Here is an 18,043-nt window from a genome sequence, read left to right as displayed (position 1 = left end):
GAACCAGAAGCGAGCCCGCGCCATGAAGCACTTCAGCCTGCCACTCACGCCGCCCGGCGCGCGCATGGCCTGGCTGTCGGGGCTGGGCGCGCTCGCGTCGCGGCTGTATGTGTACCTGTCGGGCTTCCTGGCGATCTTCCTGATGGCGGCGAGCATTCCGCCGGCGCGCTTCGGCGAGTACTCGATCTACCAGTCGGTCATGGAGGTGGCGCTGGTGGTCGGCACGCTGGGCAGCTCGCTGCTCTTCTCGCGCCATGCGGCCACGGTGCCGCCGGGCGTGACGCGCGGCGACGTGGTGCGCACGCTGGCCATCGGGCTGCCGCTGGCCACGGTGCTGGTGACGGTGATCCTCACGGTGCAGCGCTTTCCCGTGGGCGACGCGCCCTTCGCCATCCTGGTGGCGACGCTGGCGGTGTTCTCCTTCAACAGCCTGCGCCTGTCCTTCAGCCGGGGCCTGGGCCATGCGGGGCTGCTCAACCTGGAGGCCGGCATCCGTGCGACCGTGCTGGTGGCGGGCGTGAGCCTGTGCGTGGCGGTGCGCTTCGATCTTGGCGTGGCTCACCTGCTGCTCATCAACCTGATTGCCGTGGTGGTGGTGTGCCTGGCGGTGGGGCTGCCGGCCAACGGCTCGGCGCCGCCGGTCGGCCGTGCCGCGCTGCAGCTGGGCTCGCAGGCCGGCGCGACGGTGTATTCGCTGCTCATGTTCCTGCTGCGCAAGTCGGACCTGCTCATCGTGGCGTACTTCATGCCGCTGGGCTACGTGGGCGCCTTCAAGATCGCCTTCCTGCTGGCGGAGGCGCCGTCGCAGTTCGTGCAGTCCTTCCTCTTCACGAAGACGCCGGCCATGCTGGAGACCGAGGCCGGCAACTTCACCGCGGCGAAGCTGCGCCTGGCGAAGCACTCGTTCCTGCTGGGCTGCGCGCTCTTCGTCGGGCTGGCGGCCCTCGTCGCGGCCGCCGCGCCGCTGCTCAAGCTGGGCAACGAGGCGCGCTCCATCTTCCTGTGCATTGCGCCGTACTTCCTGCTGCGCACCTACACGATCCACCACGAGATGGTGCTGTCGCTGAAGACCACCATGGGCTCGCTCGGCCGGTGGGCGCTGCTCGAAGTGGCGCTGCGGCTGGCGTCCTACGGCGCGGTGGCGGTGCTCTTTCCGGGCAAGCCGCACTACGTCTTCTTCGTTGCCTGCGTGACCGACTTCGTGCTGTGCGAGACGCGCATGCGCCTGCACTTCGGCTTCTTCCCCATCGTGCGCCTGCTGGCGCGGGGACGGGCGTCATGAAGATACTGGTCTACTCGATGAACTTCGCGCCCGAGCTGGCCGGCATCGGCAAGTACTCGGGCGAGATGGCCGAGTGGCTGCAGGCGCGCGGGCACGAGGTGCGGGTGATCGCGTCGCCGCCCTTCTTTCCGCAATGGGCCGTGTCCGAGGGCTACTCGGCATGGGCCTATCGCAAGGACGACTGGAACGGCGTCAAGGTCTGGCGCGCGCCCACCTGGGTGCCGCAGAAACCGCGCGCGCTGGGGCGAATCGGGCACCTGCTGTCCTTCACGCTGTCGAGCATTCCGCTGCTGCTGGCGCAGCTGCGCTGGAGGCCTGACGTGGTGTTCGTGGTGGAGCCGCCCGTGTCCTGCGCGCCGGCCGCGCTGTGCCTGGCGAAGCTGCTTCGCGCCAGTGCGTGGCTGCACATCCAGGACTACGAGGTGGACGCCGCCTTCGGCCTGGGCTGGGTGCGCGGCGAACGGGTGCGCCGCTTCGCGCTGGCGGCCGAGCGCTGGCTGATGCGCAAGTTCGACCGCGTCTCGACCATTTCCTCCACGATGCTCGCCAAGGCCAGGGAGAAAGGCGTGGACGAGTCCAGGCTGGTGCTGTTCCCGAACTGGGTCGACGTGGAGGCCATCCGCCCCGTCGAGCGCCCAGCGCTGGCCACGGGCGCATCGGCGCAGGGCTACCGGGCCGAACTGGGCATTCCGGCCGAGGCGGTGGTGGTGCTCTACGCCGGCAGCCTCGGCAGCAAGCAGGGCATCGAGCTGCTGGCCGACGCGGCGCGGCTGCTGGTGTGCTCCCACGACATCCATTTCGTGTTCTGCGGCAACGGCCCGAGCCGCGCCTCGCTGATGGATGCCTGCGTGCGGCTGGGCAACGCGCATTTCCTCGACCTGCAGCCGGCCGAGCGGCTCAACGAGCTGCTGGGCATGGCCGACATCCACGTGCTGCCGCAGCGCGCCGACGCGGCCGACCTGGTCATGCCCTCGAAGCTGGGCGGCATGCTCGCCAGCGGCCGCGCGGTGATCGTGACCGCGCATGCCGGCACCGCGCTCAGCGAGGCCGTGTGGGGCCGCGGCGTGGTGGTCGAGCCCGGCGACGCCGCCGCGCTGGCCGATGCCATCGAGCAGCTCTCGATGTCGCCCGCCACGCGCGAGCTGATGGGAGCGATCGGCCGGCGCTTCGCCGAAGCCGAGCTGGACCGCAACGTGATCCTGCAGCGCCTCGAAGAGGAACTGCAGCACAGCATCGCCGCATGACGCGGCCCCGTCGCCAGGACAAGCCACCATGCCAGCCCCCGCAATCCTCGTCACAGGCGGCGCCGGCTTCATCGGCAGCCACACCTGCGTGGCGCTGATCGCGGCGGGCTACCGGCCCGTGGTGCTCGACACGCTGGTCAACAGCGACGCGCGCTCGCTGAAGCGGGTGGCGTGCATCACCGGCATCGAGCCCGTGCTCGTGCGCGCCGACGTGCGCGACGCGGCGGCGCTCGACCGCGCTTTCGCGGCGCACCCGGTGCGCGCGGTGGTGCACCTGGCGGGGCTGAAGGCGGTGGGCGAGTCGGTGGCCGATCCGCTGGGCTACTACGACGTCAACCTGGCCGGCACGCTCTCTCTGGTGCAGGCCATGGGCCGTGCGGGGGTGCGCACGCTGGTGTTCTCATCGTCGGCCACGGTGTACGGCGACTCGCATCCCTCGCCCATTCCGGAGTCCGCGCCTTGCAACGCGGTCAACCCCTACGGCCGCACCAAGGCGATGGTGGAGAGCCTGCTGGCCGACCTCGCGCGCTCCGACGGGCGCTGGGGCATCGCCTGCCTGCGCTACTTCAACCCGGTGGGTGCGCACGAGAGCGGCCTGCTCGGCGAACTGCCGCACGGTCCCCCTAACAACCTCATGCCCTACGTCGCGCAGGTCGCGGCCGGCGAGCGCGATTGCCTGGTGGTGCACGGCGCCGACTACGACACCGCCGACGGCACCGGCGTGCGCGACTACGTGCACGTGATGGACGTGGCCGAGGGCCACGTGGCGGCGCTGCGCCATGCGGCGCGCCAGCCGGGCGTGCTGATGACGAACCTCGGCACCGGCCACGGCGCTTCGGTGCTGGAAGTGGTGTCGGCCTTCGAGCGCGCGAGCGGCCGCCGCATCGCGCTGCGCATCGGGCCGCGCCGGCCCGGCGACGCGCCCGCCTACTGGGCCGACGCGCGCGGGGCGCTCCTCGCCTTCGGCTGGCGCGCGCGCCGCGACCTCGACCAGATGTGCGCCGACAGCTGGCGCTGGCAAGCCGCCAACCCGCACGGCTTCGACGACCCGGCACCGGCCTTCGCCACGAATCTTCCGCGCTACCAGGACAACAGCGATGCCAACATCAACTCCAACGTGGGACATAGCCATGCCTGACAACGCTTCTCCCCCGCCCGGCGAGCAGGGCACCGGCCGGCCGGGGTATTCATCGGGCATCTGCGCGCCCGCCGCGCCACTGTGGCCCGGCTTCCTGACCGGCCAGGAAGACTCGCCCGTGCGCGTGCTGCTCGTCGAGGACGACGAGTTCATGCGCCGCGTGATCGCCCAGGAACTGCTGTCGGACCTGCGCATACAGCTCGAAGGCCAGGCCGGCAGCCTGCGCGACGGCCGGCGGCTGCTGGCCACGCACGATTTCGACGTGCTGATGGTCGACCTGCGGCTGGGCGACGGCACCGGCTTCGACCTGATCCAGGAAGCGCGCGAGCAGCACCGCACCGGAGAGATCGTCGTGATCTCCGCGCTGGAAGACGAATCGCACGTGCTGCGCGCCTTCGAGATGGGAGCCACCGGCTACCTGCTGAAGGACGCATGGCTGCAGAGCTTCGCCCAGGCCGTGCTGCAGGTGGTGAACGGCGGCGCGGCCATCACGCCGCGGCTGGCGCGCAGGCTGCTCTCGAGGCTGAGCTACCGGCCACCCGGCGCGCTGCCGCCCGCGGAACCCGTGCAGCGCGAAGCGACGCTCACCGCGCGCGAGTGCGAGATCCTGCGCTTCGTGGCGCGCGGCCACGTCACCGAGGAAATCGGCAACAAGCTGGGCATCTCGGGGCAGACCGTCAACGCGCACATCAAGAACATCTACAAGAAGCTGCACGTGCATTCGCGCGCGCAGGCCGTGAGCTACGCGGCATACACGGGGCTGATCTGAGCGCCCCGGTCCTTCCCGGTTTCACCTGGCTTACCAACACCCGACGCTGGCGATCATGAACACCCCTCTTCCCATCCATCCCGTGGTTCTTTGCGGCGGCAGCGGCACGCGGCTGTGGCCGCTTTCGCGCAAGGCCCTGCCCAAGCAGTTCGCGCCGCTGGTCGGCGGCAAGAGCCTGCTGCACCTCACGCTCGAACGGCTGGCGCTGCTGAACTCCGCCATCACCTGCGTCACCTCGGAGGACCACCGCTTCCTGGTGAAGGAAACCATGGACAACGCCTGCGCCAAGGGCCGGCAGATCCTGGAGCCGGTGGCGCGCAGCACGGCGGCCGCCATGGCCTCGGCCGCGCTGGTGGCCGACGCCGACGACCTGCTGCTGTTCGCCCCCTCCGACCATCACATTCCCGATGCCCCGCTGTTCGCCCGCACGGTGCGCAGCGGCATCGAGGCTGCGCTGGCGGGCAAGATCGTCACCTTCGGCGTGGTACCGAGCTTTCCGAGCACGGCCTACGGCTACATCGAGGCCGGAGCGCCGCTTGCCGACGGGCACAGCCAGGCCGTGGTGCGCTTCGTGGAAAAGCCGACGGCCGCCGTGGCCGAGATGCTGATCCTGCAGGGCGGCTACAGCTGGAACGCGGGCATCTTCCTCGTGCAGGCGCGCACGCTGATTGCGGCGCTGCGCGAGCACGCGCCCGACATCCTGCAGGCCTGCGAGCGGGCCACCGCCGGCGCGACGCACGACGGCAGCTTCATGCGGCTGGAGCCCGCGGCCTTCGCGGCATGCCGCACCGAGAGCATCGACTACGCCGTGCTCGAGAAGCACCGGCAGATCGCGGTCGTGAAGTTCGAGGGCCTGTGGAGCGACGTCGGCAGCTGGAACGCGGTGGCCAGCCTGCACCCGGCGGACGACGCCGGCAACCGGCTCAGCGGCAAGGCCAGCGCGCTGAATTCGCGCAACACCTTCGTGCACGCGCCCCACCGGCCGGTGGTGGCGCTGGGCACCGAGAACCTCATCATCGTGGACACGCCCGACGCGGTGCTGGTGGCCGGCGTGGGCTGCGCCGAACAGGTGGCGGATGTGGTGCGCAAGCTCTCGCAGGAGGGCTGCGCCGAGGCCACCGAGCACCGCCGCGTGGTGCGGCCGTGGGGCGCCTACGACAGCATCGACCTGGGCGAGCGCTTCCAGGTGAAGCGGCTGACCGTGAAGCCCGGCGCCAAGCTCTCGCTGCAGATGCACCACCACCGCGCCGAGCACTGGGTGGTGGTGAAAGGCACGGCGCGCGCCACCTGCAACGGCGAGGTCACGCTGGTGCACGAGAACGAATCGATCTACCTGCCCTCCGGCGCCATCCACCGGCTGGAGAACCCGGGCCGGACGGTGCTCGAGGTGATCGAGGTGCAGACCGGCGGCTACCTGGGCGAGGACGACATCGTGCGCTTCGACGACACCTACGGCCGGTGCGCGCCGGCCGACCAGCAGGTCATTGCGGCAGATACGGCCTGATGTTCTTCAGCGCGTTGGCCACGTAGGCCTCCTTCTCGCCCACCGGCGCGACGTAGTGCAGCGCGTCCGCCGCGGCCTCCACGCCCTCTGTGCGGGCGATGATCCAGCCGGCCAGGTACGGCGAAGCGAAACAGCCGCCCGCGGTGGCGACGTTGCCGCGCGCGAAGAACGGCTGGTTCAGCACCTCCACGCCGGTCTCCTGCACCCAGGGCTTGGTGGTGAGGTCGGTGCAGGCCGGAACACCCTCGACGAGTCCGAGCCTGGCCAGCACCAGCGTGCCGGAGCACTGCGCCGCGATCAGCTGCCGTGCCGGGTCGAGCGCGAGGCGCCCCATCAGCTCCGGGCTGGCGACCACCTCGCGCGTCTTCACGCCGCTGCCCACGACCACCGCGTCGGCGGAACGCGCTTCTTCCAGCAGCGTCTGCGCGCGAATGGTCACGCCGTTCATCGACGTGACTTCCGGCGTCGGGCAGCAGATGCTCACGCGCCAGCCCGGCTTCTTGATGCGGTTGAGCACGCCCAGCGCGATGAGCGAGTCGAGTTCGTTGAAGCCGTCGAAGGTGAGGATGGCGATGTGCATGGTGTCGGTCCGTGGGATGCGAGGTGGATTCGCCATCGTAGTGACGGTGATCAATACAATCAAAAAATTGTCATGGATACATCCGCAGCACGATGGCCGAAGCCCGATACAAGCAACTGGTGGACGAACTCGCCGTCCAGATCCGCGCCGGACAGCTGAAGCCCGGCACCCGCCTTCCGACGCACCGGCGGCTGGCCGAGCGCCACGGGCTGGCCCTGGTCACGGCCTCGCGCGTCTACGCGGAGCTGGAGGCCATGGGCCTGGTCAGCGGCGAGGTCGGCCGCGGCACCTTCGTGCGCGAGACCGCCATGCCCGGCGGCACCGAGGCCGACCAGCGGGCGCTGCCCGCCGACATGCTCGACCTGAACTTCAACTACCCCGCCCTGCCCGGACAGGCCGAACTGCTGCGCGGCGCGCTGCGGCAACTCGCCACCGGCGGCGAGCTGGAGGCGATGCTGCGCTACGCGCCGCACGGCGGGCGAATGCACGAACGTGCCTGCTTCGCCCGGCACCTCCTCGAATCGCGCGGGCTGGCCGTCGAGCCGTCGAGGGTGCTGCTGGTCGACGGCGCGCAGCACGGACTCGCAGTGACGGTGATGGCGCTGCTGCAGCCGGGCGACGTGGTCGCGATCGACGCCCTCACCTACCCGGGCTTCAAGGTGCTCGCCGAGGCACTCCGGCTCGAAATGGCACCCATACCCGCGTCAGGCCAGGGCCCCGACCTCGACGCGCTGGAGCGCCTGTGCGCGCGGCGCCGCGTGCGTGCCGTCTACGCCATGCCGACCATGCACAACCCGCTGGGCTGGGTGATGAGCGCGAGCCGTCGCCGCCGCCTCGCGGCCATCGCAAGAAGGCACGGCCTGCTCGTCATCGAGGACGCGGCCTACGCTTTCCTGGCCGAAGACCCGCCGCCGCCGCTGGCAACGCTGGCGCCCGAAACCACGGTGTATGTCTCCGGCCTTTCCAAGAGCGTTGCGACCGGGCTGCGCGTGGGCTTCGTCGCCGCGCCCGAGGCCTGCGTGCCGAAGCTCGAACGCGCGATACGCGCCACCACCTGGTGCACGCCGGGCGTGACCACGGCCATCGCCTGCGCGTGGCTGGAAGACGGCACGGTCGAGCGCCTCGAATCGCAGAAGCGGCAGGACGCGATGGCGCGACAGCTCATCGCCGGCGAAGAACTCGCGGGGCTGAAGTGCGTGCGGCACCCGTCGTCGTACTTCGCGTGGCTGCCCCTGCCGGAGGAAACGCGCGCCGACCGCGTCGCGACTGCGCTCATGCGCGAAGGCGTCTCGGTATCCACCGCCGAGCCCTTCGCCACCTCGAAACACGTGCCGCATGCGCTGCGGCTGGCGCTGGGGTCCGTGGGGCTGGATGGGTTGCGCGGTGCGCTGCGGACGGTACGGCGGGTGGTTGGGGAGCAGGCGTTCTGAAAGCGCCTGCGGGCGCGACAATCGGGCCTGGCAGCAGAGCCACCGTTCCAAGGAGTTTCGATGAACCTGAAGCCATCAAAGTCCGTACGCGCGTCGCCGGCAACCGCAACGGGCGCGCACGCTGTCGGCACGACCGCAATGGGCTCCATCGTGATCGGCGCCGCAGCGCTCGGTGCGCTGGCCATCGGGGCCTTGTCCATCGGGCGGCTTTTTGTGGGGCGGGCTCGAATCCGCAGGCTGGAGATCGATGAGCTCGTTGTTCACCGCGTTCGAGTCAGCCAGATCACGCTAGAAACCGAGCAGGCCGATGGCGCTGAAGGACAGAAAGGCGCCGCCACCGAAGCGTGAGATGCGGGATCGGCGCCCGGATCTCTGCCTCCCGCCAAGTGTTCGCGCCCTCATGCTGCACCGCGGAGCCTACGTGCCGTATGCCGCCATGAAGACCCTCACGGCCTCGCGAAGAAGAGCCCTGTCTTCCCGGGTATCCGGCATCTCGAGCTTCAGCATTCCGCGGATGTGCCCGGAGCCCAGGAACATCGACAGGAACAGGTCCGCCGCCTGAAGCGGGTTCCGCACCTTCAGCGTGCCCGCCGAGTTGGCAAGGCGCAGGTATGCAGCCAGCTCGTCCATCACACGCTCCGGGCCCTCCTTGTACAACGCACGGCAGACTTCCGGCTGCACCCCGGCGACGCCATAAACAGCGCGCAACGCGCCCAGCGCGTCCCCGCGCGCCAGCGCGAGAAACCGGGCGCCGATCGCCAGCAGCACCTTCTCCGGCTGATCCGGGTCGAGCGTCCCGGCGCCCGGGAAGCCAGCCAAAACTGCTGTCGTCCTGTCGCGCACGACCGCCTGGAACAGCCCTTCCTTGGAGCCGAAGTTGCTGTACACGGTCATCTTGGAGACGCCCGCGTCGGCGGCGATGGCATCCACGCTGGCTCGCTCCAGACCATGCTGGTCGAAGTGCGTCTGCGCCGCTTCCAGGATGCGCCGGCTGCGCTCGGGATCGCGCGGCCGCCCACGCTGAGGCTTCTGAGCGGGAACTGAGGATCGGGTCATGGGCATATTTAGTGGACTTGACAGTCTACTATATATGCACCACATTACTGTACTTGAAAGTCCATTAATAAACCGACTCACCCGGAAACCATCACCATGAATGACGTCATCATCATCGGCGGCAGCTTTGCCGGCCTCGCGGCGGCCCTGCAGCTCGGCCGTGCCGGCCGCAAGGTCATCGTTCTCGACACCGGCCGGCCGCGCAACCGCTTTGCCGGCCACTCGCATGGCCTGCTCGGCCACGATCACAAGCCACCGCTGGACATCCTGGCCGAGGCGCGGCAACAGCTGGCGCGCTATCCAGCGATCAGGCTGGTCAATGCCCGGGCCGAGAGCGTGTCCGGCGCCATCGACGACTTCTGCGTCGTCACTGACGACAAGGAAAGCCTGAGGGCGCGCCGCGTGATCCTGAGCTATGGCATCGTCGACCAGATGCCTGATGTTCCGGGCTTTGCCGAAAGCTGGGGCACGTCCATCGTGCCCTGCCCCTATTGCGATGGCTTTGAAGTCGCCGGCCAGCATTGGGGCCTCGTCTGGTCCAGCCCGCAGTCGCACCAGTCCGCCAGGCTGTTTCAAGATTGGACCGACAAGTTGACCGTCTTTGCCGACGGACGCGACATTGCGCCCGATATCCGGGCCGATCTGGCGAATCGCAACATCGCGGTCGTCGACGGCCGGGTCATCGAGATCGCCCATCACAAGGGCCATATCTCCACCGTCAATCTCGACACCGGCCGCAATGTCGCGGTCGATGTCCTGTTCGCCCATCCGCGCAACAAGCCGTCCGCAAGCCTGCATGAATCGCTGGGCCTCGCCACGGTCGATACGCCCACTGGCATCGTCCTCAAGGTCGACGAGCGCCGCCAGACCAGCATGCCCGGCATCTACGCCGCGGGCGACCTCGCGACGCCCTTCTTGCCCTCGGTCACCCAGGCATCGTCGCAGGGCGCAATGGCGGGCATCTTCGCCCAGCAGTCGATGCTGGCTTGAAAGCAAAGGTCATCCTCGACTGGACTCAGCGGCATTGGCCGGGAACCGGCGCGTCAGCTGCCCGTGTCGTCTCGCCAGAGGGTCTTGAGGCCACGCTTACATTCAGTCGATGTGCACAGCAGCTCGTGGGCGCGCCGCGGCCCTCTCGGTGAGGCGAACTCGAACGTCATCCAGGAATGCGCCGTCGCCGAAGCCGATGAGCTTTTCCTTGAAGGCGCGTTTTCTGCCGTAGACGATCCACACATCGTCGGGCGATCCGATGACTTCGTCCACGCGCAGCACTTCGGGATGTTTGTCAGCGTAGGCCCGATAAACGAGCCCGGAATCGATCTCGCCAACCAGCAGGGCTTCGTTGATCAAGGGCAGCGAGCTATAGGAAACGACCTGCTTCCATCTCGATAGATCCGTGTACTTCTCGTTCGCCGGCAACAGCACGCCGATCGACTCAGGCCTTTGGACATCGCGGCGCGAGAGGACAGCGAGCTCCTGGCTGTCGGAGATGAAGCAGTCGATCGCGAAGACCGATCTGAAGTTTTCGCCGAGGGTCTGTGGCGTCTCCGGATGCACGGCGCATTGCATGACATAGTCGACAGTGTCTTCCAGCAGCATCGTGATCGCATCCTTGAACGAAAGGATCAGCTTGATCTCGAAGTCGTCGATGCCCTGTGACGCGAGATAGCGCCGCGTGATCAACTCATGATTGGTGCCGCCGGGGCCAAGGGTCGCGAATCTGACTGTCCCTGCAGCAGGACTTGTAGAAGAATTGGTTGCTGGCATGTCTAGGTGATCCTCAATACGTTCGCGGGTAAGAGCCGAGTAGCTTGAACTCGGGATGCTTGCGCAGGAATCCCTTCAACGGCTCCTGCGTTGCATGACCGATGAGCTCGACGACGTACGCATGGCTGTCCAGCGTCTTCTTGCTGGGCCGCTCATAGATCGTCAGCACGCGGTCTGACACCGGTGAGAGCGACTTCATGCCCTGACCGAATGCCTTGTCCGAAGTCGACAGCAGCAGCGTCGTCTTGTCGTTGCCGGTCGCTGCAGGCATGTCGTGTCCCATGACCCACCAACGCGTCACGTTGTGGGGTCCTTCTTCAATGCCGTTGATCAGCGGAACAAGGCCGTAGATCTTCGCGGCAGATGGCGACCCCATGGCAGCCAGGTCCGGAGTCGAAGAATTGGCCACCTCCTGCGCGGCTGCTCCGCCGGTTGCCGCAGGCTTGCGCGTCACGCTCGGCATTTCCTTGTCGAGCCACGGCTTGACCTCTTCGAGAGCCACAGGATGAGCCACGACCGTCTTCACCTGATCGCGCGTCGTGCCGGACTTCACGAGCATGCTGTAGCCGAGCATCTTGGGATACTCCGCGACGATAGTTGCTCCGTTCATCGCCAGGACGTCATCCAGGTAAGGCGTCACACCGACGACGGATGTCGTCACCGGGATGCAGAACTTGTCGATCTTTCCTTCTGCGAACGCAGCGAACAGCTGGTCCTTGCTGTAGGGCACCAGTGCCTGTTCGCCGTAGAGGTCGATGCATGCCTGGTGGGTCCAACTGCCAGCCGGTCCAAGATAGCCGACTCCGGCGTGCACGGCTGAAGTAGCTAGCATGGACGAGAACACCCCGATTTTCAGAAGACGCAGCATGGTGCTCCTTGGTCAAGCGTTTGATGGATGTGAGTGTGTTTCACTTGGCAGCTGGCTTGCCTGCCAGCGCCGCCTTGAACTGGGCAAGCTGCGAAGCGTTCAGCGCGTCGGCATCTTCCGCGGCGATGCGCTTAGTGGGGGCCACCATCAACTTCAGGAGCGCCTGTTGGAACTGTGGGTCCGCCTGGATCTCGTTGGCATGCTTCACCAGGAGTTCGGCCACTGGCTGCGGAAGGGACTTCGGTCCATAGAGCGGGTAGCCGATCTTCGTGTCAATGTTCTTGAAGGCAGCTGTCTCGGAAAGACTCGGAACGCCCGGCATAACGGGAGATCTGGCCGCCTCGGAGACCGCCAGGGGAATCAGCTTTCCCTCGCGCACGAGCCCGTGGACGGTGGGCGGTGACATGATTGCGACGTCGACGTTACCCGCAAGAATGTCGGTCACGATCGAACCGGAGCCCTTGTAGGGAACGTCGATCAGCTGGATGGCGGCCGCCTGCTGGATCATGAGCCCCGTGATCTGGAGGGCGGTGCCCGGTCCCACCGCCGCCATCGAGATCTTTCCAGGCTTGGACTTGGCCAGTGCAACGAATTCATCCACGGTCTTGACGCCGAGGCCCGGCCGCGCGACAAGCACCATCGGCTGGGTCCCGAAGTTGCCGATGGCCTTGAGGTCCGTGGTCCGGACCGGTGCGTCGGGATTCGAGAGCGCCTGCATCTCGTACTCCATCCCGCTCGCGACGATGAGGGTGTATCCGTCGCTGCGCGCGTTGTTGAGCTTCTGGATGCCGATCGTTCCTCCCGCTCCGGGGACGTTGTCAATCACGATGCTCTGCCCGAGTCTGGAGCCGAGCGAAGAGGCGAGAACGCGTGCGAAGAGATCGGTGCCGCCTCCGGGGCCATACGGGACGATGATCGTGATGGGCCTCGACGGAAAGGTGTCGGCCGAGGCCGCCTGGATCAGCCCGATCGTGAGAGCGAGCGTGATGAGCAATCTGCGCATGGATGTTTCCTAGGCTTGGATGGAACGGGCGGGAGCGGGAGACTCTTGCAGAGCCATGGGTGGTCGCTTGTCGAACCATGGCTCGGCAATTTCGAGTTGCGCGGCCAGGCAGAAGAGCAACTGTTCCTGGCCGAAGGCACCCAGGAAGTGCGATCCGATCGGCAGACCGTCGGATGTCCACGCGAGAGGCACCGACATCGCCGGTACGCCCGCCGCATTGGCCAGCGACAGGAAGGAAATATGGCCGGCATGGTGGGCGAACATCCCCTCGAAGGTCATGTCGGGCGACGCCAGCGTTCCGAGCGGTGCCGGCGGGTGCTGCAGTGTCGGCGTCAGCAGTACGTCGAAGCCGAGCATGTGTTGCGCATGCTTGCGACCCAAGGCATGTGCGAGAGACACGATCTTGCTATAGTCGAATGCGGAGCATCTCGAGGCGTATTCCATCGCCTCCCAGGTCACCGGCTCGAGTTCATCGCGGTTCGGCTGTCGCCCCAGGATCGCCGATCGCGCCTCGATCGCACCGAGTGCAGAGACCCCGATCAGCAGCTTGAAGATGCCCGTCTGCTGCTCGTACTCGATATTGGGCAGGGTCGTCGGCTCCACATGATGGCCCAGCGATTCGCACAGCCTGGCGGTTTCGCGGATCGCGGCGAGGCATTCGTCGGCGATCGGTGTGCCGTTGGGCGAGGTTTCGACCAGACCAATCCGCAAGCGGCCGGGCGCTCGCCGGGTGGCCTCCAGAAAGCCGTTGTCGGGGGTGGGTGCTGCATAGGGCGCACCAAGATCCGCGCCGCCCAAGGCGTCGAGCATTGCTGCACTGTCTCGCACGGATCGTGAGACCGCGTGATAGCTGGCCAGTCCGGCGAGACCTTCGCCCTTCTTCGGACCCGCCGGAACGCGGCCACGGGACGGCTTCAGCCCAAACAGTCCGCATGCGGACGCGGGGATGCGGATGGAACCCGCGCCATCGGAGGCAGCAGCCATCGGGACGATGCCAGCGGCAACCGCAGCGGCGGACCCGCCGCTGGACCCGCCGGCGCTGCGTTCGAGATTCCACGGGTTGCGTGTCGGCCGGCCATAGATGCGCGCCTCTGTGGTGATGTTCATGCCGAACTCGGGGGAAGTAGTCATTCCGGCGAACACGAAGCCGGCCTTGCGCATGCGTGACGTGAGCTCAGAGTCGGCTGTCTGCGTCGCCCCTTCGAAGAACCGGCACCCGTTGGTCGACACGAAGCCCGTCACCGGCATGCCGCTGTCCTTGACCAGAAGGGGGACACCGCAGAACGGCCCATCGGGCAAGCCGTCCTCGATCAGTTGGGCTGAGAGTTCGCGGTTCTCCCAGACCACGGCGTTGAGTTCGGGGTTTCGCTCGTCGATGCGCTTGCATGCCTCGTGGAGCAACTCCTTGGGAGACACCTCGCGACGCCGCACCAGGTCGGCCAACGCCAGGGCGTCATATTTCTCGTAATCGATCACTTCGAAGGGTCCTTGGTTCGATTCGCGCCCTTGCGAGCAGCGCTTTGCTGATTTGTCGGGTCAGTTCGCAGGCCGCTCGACACGAGAATTCTTCAGTAACGATGGATAGGCCTCAAGACTTGCATCGCATGCATTTGCGTCGATGTCGCGCAAGGCTGCGTTTCCTCCGAGACAATGGGCGCTGTTTACCCACACTCAACATCTGCTCAGACCTTTCTTCCGAGGAGATCGCGTTTTGGCTGCCAAGCAAACTCCCTCGCCATTCCCGACCGCCACGAAGTCGCGTGTCCCCGCGCGTCTTGCCAAGCCCCGCCCGCGCGTCGAGAAAGAAGCACTCAAGCGCAGTCAAGCGGCGGCGCAACTCGGGGGGCAGATTCGTTCACTGCGACTGGCCGGTGACATCTCGGCAGCTTCTCTTGCCAAAGGGGCCGGCTTGTCGCGCTCCATGCTGTCGCGGATCGAGCACGGGCTCGTGTCGCCTTCCATCGAGGCGCTGCACCGCATCTCCACCGCTCTCGATGTGCCCATGTCGCGCTTCTTCGTCGATCAGATCCGACGGACCGATTGCTCGTACGTACCTGCGGGAAAGGGACTGCGAGTCGAGCGCGAAGGTGTCATCCGCGGCTACAGCTACGAACTGATCGGCCACCTGCTCTCGGGCAACCTTTTCGTGGAGCCCTACAAGGTCGAGTTGACTGCAGAGGCCGAGCCCTATACGACGTTTCAACATCCCGGAACCAAGTTCCTCTACTTCCTCAGTGGTCGACTGAAATACCGCTATGGGAACAGAGTGATGTCGATCGGTCCGGGCGACTCGCTCCTGTTCGACGCCACCGCGCTTCACGGGGCCGAGGCCATCCTCGAGCGGCCCGTCAGCTATCTTTCGGTTGTGTTTACCCTCAGGGACTAAGGGTGTTGTAGGTTGGGCCAGCCATAGCTCACAAGCCACCGCCAATCCAGATGCCAAAGGCGCCGGCACACCGCACCGCGATGCGCCAGCCCTTCCCTCACCGCCTACCGATCAGGCGCCACCCACTGCTCACCCAGCGCCCCCGCGCACTCCTGAAGCAGCACAGTCGCGTCCCGCGCCATTTCCCATGCGAGCCAGAAGACGTTGTCGAGGTTCTGCAGGCCCTCGTCTTCGCTCCATCGGGCACCGTCGCCGTGGCAGGCCCATAGCAGCGACTTCAGTTGCTCCAGCTTGTTTTCGAGGAGGTCCGGGGCGGCGGGTGCAGTGACAGCCGCGGCTTGGGGAGATGCCGGCTTGGTGGGCCGGGCCATAATTCGTTCAGCCATTTTGTTGTGCGTCCTTTACTAGGTCGGGCACTTCACTTGGTTAGACGGCTGGGGTGTTTGCGCACCCCGGCCGTCGCCTTTTGTGCCTCGCGTTCGCATCGATGCGCTTGCGTCGATGGCCCGCCGCGAGGCGTGGCGGTCTGGTCGCTTCGGGTGGTGCTTGCTGGTGACGCCTTCCTTGCCCGCTTGGTGGGGCGTTGAGTGACAGGGGCATCCACTGTAGAGAGGAGCGGTGCTGCGTGGAGCGCGACGCGCGAGGAAGTCTTGATTCGTGCAAACAAATACAGCATTCGGCACTTGCGTGGCGTCGCGAGGAATAGCTGAAACGCACCCGGCAGGCGGCGGGCGCAATCGACGCTTCAGTAGGAACCCGGCGGCGGCGTGTGCCTGAAGTGCCCCGACGAAGTCATGCTTCTGAACTTCGCGCGCGCGGCGCCCAGCCGCGCACGTCCGGCGCCGACCAGTCCGCCCACCGCCGACTTGATTGCGTCGGCGGCGCGCGACTCCCTCGGATACCTGGGTGAAAGTCCGCACTTGCGCATCACCCGGTTGACCTGATGGATGCGGGCCACCTCGCGCGTGGCGGCGGTGTAGAAGGTCACGCCGATGGAGATCGACAGGCGGCTTTCCGGCGCGGCGGCCGCGTCGACCCTGGATCTCGTCATGTGCGGCGACGTGCTCGGAAAGTAGACGGCGTCTCCCGGCCGCGCATCGAACTCCAGTCCACGGGGCAGGAAGGCTTCGTCGAAACGCACTTTCTTGAGGGACTGCGTGACGATGAAATCTTCGACGGCTTCGGCCGACACGATGCTGCGGTCGCGGTGGTCCCAGACGTTGAGCGTCTTGCGTCCGCGCAACTGCAGCCAGAAGTTGTTCTCGCGATCGATGTGAAAGGGCGTGACCGAAGGCGGCGCGGAGAAGAAGACGAATCCGTTCACCAGGAAGATGTCGGGCTGCTCGCGCTCGACCAGGGAGCGCATCGAGTCGACCACTGACATCAGCAAGGCGCCGTAGCGCGGGATGACTTCGATGTTGTAGAAGGCGACGGACGAACCCGGCTCCTCCATGCGCTCGAAGAACTCCTCGATGCTGCGCCCGCCGGGCGGCCGCCCGACGTGCGAGAGCGCGGAGGCAACGGTCCGTTTCGGGTCCATGAACCTGCACTGGTCGAGCTCGGAGAGTTCCAGCCCGAGCTTCACGAGCTCGGGCACCTGGAACAGCGGATGCTCATGGAAGTTGTGGTGCATGGGCGCGATCCGCAGCGTCGAGAAGCCGCCGGGATCGTCTGTCCAAACCCGATACGTCGTCTGCGAAGGCCCGACGGAACTCAAGCTGGTTGTGGCTCGCATGGCACCCTCCTGATCGCTTTTCGGACCAGCTCCGGCGCGAGGGTCGGGACTAGTCCCGCGAACAAAAGTACTACTAAGAGGGTAAATCTAGGCCGGCGTTCTGAACCGAACCTGACCGCGAAGTGCCTGCGCGATGGGGCTTCACCAGCCGTGGAAACGGCTCCAGGTCTGCAGCTCGCCCTCTTCCGACAACGCCTGGTATTCGGGAAACTGCGCGCCCGTCGCACAGGCGTGGTTCGGCAGGATTCGCAGCCGCGTGCCGACGGGAAAGCGCGCCACGATGCCCGTGTCGGGCTCGCCTTCGCGCGAGACGATGCCGTGCTCCTGGTTCGCACCGCCGAGCACATAGCCGCCGAGCACCCGGCCGTCGAGGTCGCAGACCTGTCCGTAGCCGAAGTCGCGCTTCTGCTTGTGCGTGCCCCTGTCACGGCTCATCGCCATCCAGCCCGCGTCGATGATGGCCCAGCCCTTCTCCGCCTGGTGGCCGATGACCGTGGTGAGCACGCTCAGGGCAATGTCGTCTTCCGTGCACACGCCGATGTTGCGCATCACGAGGTCGAAGAACACGTAAACGCCCGCGCGCACTTCGGTGACGCCCTCCAGCGCCCCGGCCATCAGCGCAGTGGGCGTGGAGCCCACGCTGACCACGGGGCACGGCAGGCCCGCCTCGCGCAGCCGCTGCGCGGCGCGTACGCAGCCCGAGCGCTCCTGCTCGGCCATGGCGCGCAGGGCTTCGGGGGTGTCGAGCTCGTAGCTGGAGCCGGCATGCGTCATCACGCCGCCCAGGCGCATGCCCCCTTCGTGCAGCGCGCGTGCCACTTCGAGCAGGCTGTCTTCCTCGGGCCGGATGCCGCTGCGGTGGCCGTCGGTATCGACCTCGATCAGCACGTCGAACGCCTCCTTGTTCGCGCGGCCGAATGCGGCGATGGCGCGCGCCGATTCGACGCTGTCCGTGAGGATGCCGAGCGCGCAGCCGCGCCGGCGCAGTTCCAGCGCGTGCGGCAGCCGGTGCGGCGCCATGCCGACGGCGTAGAGGATGTCGGTGAAGCCTTCGGCGAAGAACTGCTCGGCTTCCTTCAGCGTCGAGACGGTGATGCCCCGGGCGCCCGCCTCGCGCTGCGCCTTGGCAACTTCGATGCACTTGCTGGTCTTCACGTGCGGGCGGAAGCGCACGCCGAGTTCGTTCATGTGCCGCTGCATGCGCCCGATGTTGCGCTGCATGCGGGTGCGTTCGATCAGGGCCGCGGGGGTGTCGATGGTGGCGAGGGTGTGGTTCATGGG

Annotated in this window: 18 protein-coding genes; 9 read left to right on the top strand and 9 right to left on the bottom strand. The window is 66.9% G+C overall.

Features of this window, described 5'->3' with window-relative positions; translation table 11 throughout:
- The first annotated feature begins 22 nt into the window (after nt 1–22).
- From FHT32_RS07680 to FHT32_RS07660, 5 genes are read left to right on the top strand one after another with little or no spacing between them, the layout of a single operon-like run.
- Nucleotides 23–1,282, top strand: coding sequence for a polysaccharide biosynthesis protein (locus FHT32_RS07680; RefSeq protein WP_176664042.1), 1,260 nt, complete (start codon nt 23–25; stop codon nt 1,280–1,282).
- Entirely contained in the window at nt 1,279–2,526 is a 1,248-nt protein-coding gene (locus tag FHT32_RS07675; protein ID WP_176664041.1) for a glycosyltransferase WbuB, read from the top strand. The genes FHT32_RS07680 and FHT32_RS07675 overlap by 4 nt, the downstream gene beginning before the upstream one ends.
- A 28-nt stretch (nt 2,527–2,554) precedes the next feature.
- Nucleotides 2,555–3,664: a UDP-glucose 4-epimerase GalE gene (galE, locus tag FHT32_RS07670; protein WP_176664040.1), complete on the top strand. Its 1,110-nt coding sequence runs from the start codon at nt 2,555–2,557 to the stop codon at nt 3,662–3,664.
- Nucleotides 3,657–4,433, top strand: a complete 777-nt coding sequence (locus FHT32_RS07665; protein WP_176664039.1) for a response regulator transcription factor — start codon at nt 3,657–3,659, stop codon at nt 4,431–4,433. The genes galE and FHT32_RS07665 overlap by 8 nt, the downstream gene beginning before the upstream one ends.
- A gap of 55 nt (nt 4,434–4,488) precedes the next feature.
- A complete protein-coding gene (locus tag FHT32_RS07660) occupies nt 4,489–5,937 on the top strand; it encodes a mannose-1-phosphate guanylyltransferase/mannose-6-phosphate isomerase (RefSeq protein ID WP_176664038.1) in 1,449 nt (482 codons plus the stop codon).
- Here the strand turns inward: FHT32_RS07660 and FHT32_RS07655 are convergent.
- On the bottom strand, nt 5,915–6,517 hold the full coding sequence (locus FHT32_RS07655) for a DJ-1/PfpI family protein (RefSeq protein WP_176664037.1): 603 nt from the start codon (nt 6,515–6,517) through the stop codon (nt 5,915–5,917). The two genes, FHT32_RS07660 and FHT32_RS07655, sit on opposite strands and share 23 nt — an antisense overlap.
- Nucleotides 6,518–6,609: 92 nt before the next feature.
- Between FHT32_RS07655 and FHT32_RS07650 the strand changes: the two genes are divergently transcribed.
- Both FHT32_RS07650 and FHT32_RS07645 read left to right on the top strand, forming a co-directional pair.
- Complete coding sequence (locus FHT32_RS07650) at nt 6,610–7,947, top strand: PLP-dependent aminotransferase family protein (RefSeq protein ID WP_176664036.1); 1,338 nt, start codon at nt 6,610–6,612, stop codon at nt 7,945–7,947.
- Nucleotides 7,948–8,007: 60 nt separating this feature from the next.
- Nucleotides 8,008–8,295: a hypothetical protein gene (locus tag FHT32_RS07645; protein WP_218088124.1), complete on the top strand. Its 288-nt coding sequence runs from the start codon at nt 8,008–8,010 to the stop codon at nt 8,293–8,295.
- A gap of 69 nt (nt 8,296–8,364) precedes the next feature.
- On the opposite strand, the gene FHT32_RS07640 is transcribed toward FHT32_RS07645, so the two are convergent.
- On the bottom strand, nt 8,365–9,003 hold the full coding sequence (locus FHT32_RS07640; RefSeq protein WP_176664035.1) for a TetR/AcrR family transcriptional regulator: 639 nt from the start codon (nt 9,001–9,003) through the stop codon (nt 8,365–8,367).
- 96 nt (nt 9,004–9,099) lie between these two features.
- Here FHT32_RS07640 and FHT32_RS07635 point away from each other — a divergent pair, with 96 nt between their 5' ends.
- The gene (locus FHT32_RS07635; RefSeq protein ID WP_176664034.1) at nt 9,100–9,993 is read left to right on the top strand and encodes an NAD(P)/FAD-dependent oxidoreductase; all 894 of its coding nucleotides are present in this window, start codon (nt 9,100–9,102) and stop codon (nt 9,991–9,993) included.
- Between the two features lie 102 nt (nt 9,994–10,095).
- Here the strand turns inward: FHT32_RS07635 and FHT32_RS07630 are convergent, their stop codons facing one another.
- Genes FHT32_RS07630 through FHT32_RS07615 form a run of 4 tightly spaced genes read right to left on the bottom strand, consistent with a single transcriptional unit; the run spans nt 10,096 to nt 14,117 of the window.
- Nucleotides 10,096–10,770, bottom strand: a complete 675-nt coding sequence (locus tag FHT32_RS07630) for a hypothetical protein (protein ID WP_176664033.1) — start codon at nt 10,768–10,770, stop codon at nt 10,096–10,098.
- A gap of 13 nt (nt 10,771–10,783) precedes the next feature.
- Entirely contained in the window at nt 10,784–11,638 is an 855-nt protein-coding gene (locus FHT32_RS07625; protein WP_176664032.1) for a prephenate dehydratase domain-containing protein, read from the bottom strand.
- 40 nt (nt 11,639–11,678) lie between these two features.
- The gene (locus FHT32_RS07620; protein ID WP_176664031.1) at nt 11,679–12,641 is read right to left on the bottom strand and encodes a tripartite tricarboxylate transporter substrate binding protein; all 963 of its coding nucleotides are present in this window, start codon (nt 12,639–12,641) and stop codon (nt 11,679–11,681) included.
- A gap of 9 nt (nt 12,642–12,650) precedes the next feature.
- Nucleotides 12,651–14,117 (bottom strand): amidase family protein, encoded by a 1,467-nt coding sequence (locus FHT32_RS07615; RefSeq protein ID WP_176664030.1) that lies wholly within the window; start codon nt 14,115–14,117, stop codon nt 12,651–12,653.
- A 235-nt stretch (nt 14,118–14,352) separates the two neighbouring features.
- Here FHT32_RS07615 and FHT32_RS07610 point away from each other — a divergent pair, with 235 nt between their 5' ends.
- On the top strand, nt 14,353–15,027 hold the full coding sequence (locus FHT32_RS07610; RefSeq protein WP_256098914.1) for a helix-turn-helix domain-containing protein: 675 nt from the start codon (nt 14,353–14,355) through the stop codon (nt 15,025–15,027).
- 104 nt (nt 15,028–15,131) lie between these two features.
- On the opposite strand, the gene FHT32_RS07605 is transcribed toward FHT32_RS07610, so the two are convergent.
- The 3 genes from FHT32_RS07605 to FHT32_RS07595 form a co-directional block, all read right to left on the bottom strand.
- Entirely contained in the window at nt 15,132–15,413 is a 282-nt protein-coding gene (locus tag FHT32_RS07605) for a hypothetical protein (RefSeq protein ID WP_176664028.1), read from the bottom strand.
- Nucleotides 15,414–15,772: 359 nt separating this feature from the next.
- A complete protein-coding gene (locus FHT32_RS07600) occupies nt 15,773–16,660 on the bottom strand; it encodes a JmjC domain-containing protein (protein ID WP_256098913.1) in 888 nt (295 codons plus the stop codon).
- A gap of 243 nt (nt 16,661–16,903) precedes the next feature.
- Entirely contained in the window at nt 16,904–18,040 is a 1,137-nt protein-coding gene (locus FHT32_RS07595; RefSeq protein WP_176664026.1) for a DSD1 family PLP-dependent enzyme, read from the bottom strand.
- Nucleotides 18,041–18,043: the final 3 nt, after the last annotated feature.

It is taken from the genome of Variovorax sp. SG517 (assembly GCF_013376045.1).
In the GTDB taxonomy this organism is placed as follows: Bacteria; Pseudomonadota; Gammaproteobacteria; order Burkholderiales; family Burkholderiaceae_C; genus Variovorax.
Note: the sequence above shows the minus strand (reverse complement) of the source record. Positions and strands in the feature narration are given on the sequence as shown.

What these genes read in the sequence shown, in the direction of transcription:
- FHT32_RS07680 (WP_176664042.1), top strand. Translation starts at nt 23, where the DNA reads ATGAAGCACTTCAGCCTGCCACTCACGCCGCCCGGCGCGCGCATGGCC.
- FHT32_RS07675 (WP_176664041.1), top strand. Translation starts at nt 1,279, where the DNA reads ATGAAGATACTGGTCTACTCGATGAACTTCGCGCCCGAGCTGGCCGGC.
- galE (WP_176664040.1), top strand. Translation starts at nt 2,555, where the DNA reads ATGCCAGCCCCCGCAATCCTCGTCACAGGCGGCGCCGGCTTCATCGGC.
- FHT32_RS07665 (WP_176664039.1), top strand. Translation starts at nt 3,657, where the DNA reads ATGCCTGACAACGCTTCTCCCCCGCCCGGCGAGCAGGGCACCGGCCGG.
- FHT32_RS07660 (WP_176664038.1), top strand. Translation starts at nt 4,489, where the DNA reads ATGAACACCCCTCTTCCCATCCATCCCGTGGTTCTTTGCGGCGGCAGC.
- FHT32_RS07655 (WP_176664037.1), bottom strand. Translation starts at nt 6,517, where the DNA reads ATGCACATCGCCATCCTCACCTTCGACGGCTTCAACGAACTCGACTCG.
- FHT32_RS07650 (WP_176664036.1), top strand. Translation starts at nt 6,610, where the DNA reads ATGGCCGAAGCCCGATACAAGCAACTGGTGGACGAACTCGCCGTCCAG.
- FHT32_RS07645 (WP_218088124.1), top strand. Translation starts at nt 8,008, where the DNA reads ATGAACCTGAAGCCATCAAAGTCCGTACGCGCGTCGCCGGCAACCGCA.
- FHT32_RS07640 (WP_176664035.1), bottom strand. Translation starts at nt 9,003, where the DNA reads ATGACCCGATCCTCAGTTCCCGCTCAGAAGCCTCAGCGTGGGCGGCCG.
- FHT32_RS07635 (WP_176664034.1), top strand. Translation starts at nt 9,100, where the DNA reads ATGAATGACGTCATCATCATCGGCGGCAGCTTTGCCGGCCTCGCGGCG.
- FHT32_RS07630 (WP_176664033.1), bottom strand. Translation starts at nt 10,770, where the DNA reads ATGCCAGCAACCAATTCTTCTACAAGTCCTGCTGCAGGGACAGTCAGA.
- FHT32_RS07625 (WP_176664032.1), bottom strand. Translation starts at nt 11,638, where the DNA reads ATGCTGCGTCTTCTGAAAATCGGGGTGTTCTCGTCCATGCTAGCTACT.
- FHT32_RS07620 (WP_176664031.1), bottom strand. Translation starts at nt 12,641, where the DNA reads ATGCGCAGATTGCTCATCACGCTCGCTCTCACGATCGGGCTGATCCAG.
- FHT32_RS07605 (WP_176664028.1), bottom strand. Translation starts at nt 15,413, where the DNA reads ATGGCTGAACGAATTATGGCCCGGCCCACCAAGCCGGCATCTCCCCAA.
- FHT32_RS07600 (WP_256098913.1), bottom strand. Translation starts at nt 16,660, where the DNA reads ATGCACCACAACTTCCATGAGCATCCGCTGTTCCAGGTGCCCGAGCTC.
- FHT32_RS07595 (WP_176664026.1), bottom strand. Translation starts at nt 18,040, where the DNA reads ATGAACCACACCCTCGCCACCATCGACACCCCCGCGGCCCTGATCGAA.